This is a genomic window from Vibrio sp. Vb1026 (assembly GCF_033338745.1).
Classification (GTDB): Bacteria; Pseudomonadota; Gammaproteobacteria; order Enterobacterales; family Vibrionaceae; genus Vibrio; species Vibrio alginolyticus.
Genome location: NZ_JAWOTH010000188.1, coordinates 1 through 1,070 on the forward strand (window position 1 = coordinate 1; position 1,070 = coordinate 1,070).

The window sequence follows — 1,070 nt, forward strand, 5'->3', positions numbered from 1 at the left end:
TACCATACCTAATATTCAACCAGAGTCGACGTCTCTTTCATGTGCTCAATGTTTGAGCTTCATCCCATATCCGAAATTACGCCAAGTGAAGCGCGTCATAAATTTGATGAATATGACCTTCGTCCTGCTAACCTAGTAGTGGTTGAAAGAAGTTGGTAGGAGAGGCGCGGGCGTATGGAAGAAGATGAAAAGGCGATCATGATGCTGGTGGTGATCGTGGGGTTCGTGCTTATTTGGGTTGTGCTTGAAGAGCTGAACTATCTTGGTTTGCCGATCAAATAAGCCCCGTGAGACTTTCGATTCAACGGGGCTTTGTATTTCAATAATGGCTTTCTTGATTTCAGAGATTAGCTAACTGCTCTAACCTTACCTTGCTTCAAGTCGTTCAGCACTTGAGATTTTGGACCGTCTGCAATTACGCTGCCTTTCTCCACCACAATCACGCGATATACGATGTCGAGCATCGACGTTTTGTGTGTAATCAAAATCAGCGTTTCGCTCGGTTTTAACTGCGCCAATTGATGCTTGATGTGCATTTCTGAGCGGTTGTCCATTGCACTGGTTGGCTCATCCATCAAGAGTACCGGAGGACGTCCAAGGAACGCGCGAGCAATCGTCACCGCCTGACGTTGACCACCAGAAAGCATTGCGCCCCCTTCACCAACCTGACGCTCCAAACCTGCTGGATCCGATTGCGTAAAGGCGGTCACACCCGCACGATTGGCTGCATCCATCACGTCACGGTCATCGGTTAATGGACGGCCTAGCGTGATGTTGTCGCGGATGGAGCCAAAGAACAGATTGGAATCTTGCGCCACACACCCGATATTGCGGCGAATATCGACATGATGAAGCTGCGCGATGTCGGTGTCATCAATGCGAACATGACCTTCTGTCGGTTGGTATAAGCCCATGATGAGACGCTCTAACGTGGTTTTACCCGAGCCGATACGGCCGATAATCGCCACTTTCTCGCCAGGATTAATCGTCAAACTCAAATCTCGAATTGACGCGACTGGTGAGTCTGGGTAGTGGATGGTAACGCGTTCTAGCTCAATCTTACCTTGTAC

1 protein-coding gene is annotated in these 1,070 nt (G+C 49.0%); it reads right to left on the reverse strand.

Annotated elements, in window-relative coordinates; genetic code table 11:
* Positions 1-347: 347 nt before the first annotated feature.
* Positions 348-1,070, reverse strand: a 723-nt coding sequence (locus R7E47_RS25195; protein ID WP_318085536.1) for an ATP-binding cassette domain-containing protein, incomplete at its 5' end; no start/stop codon positions are given.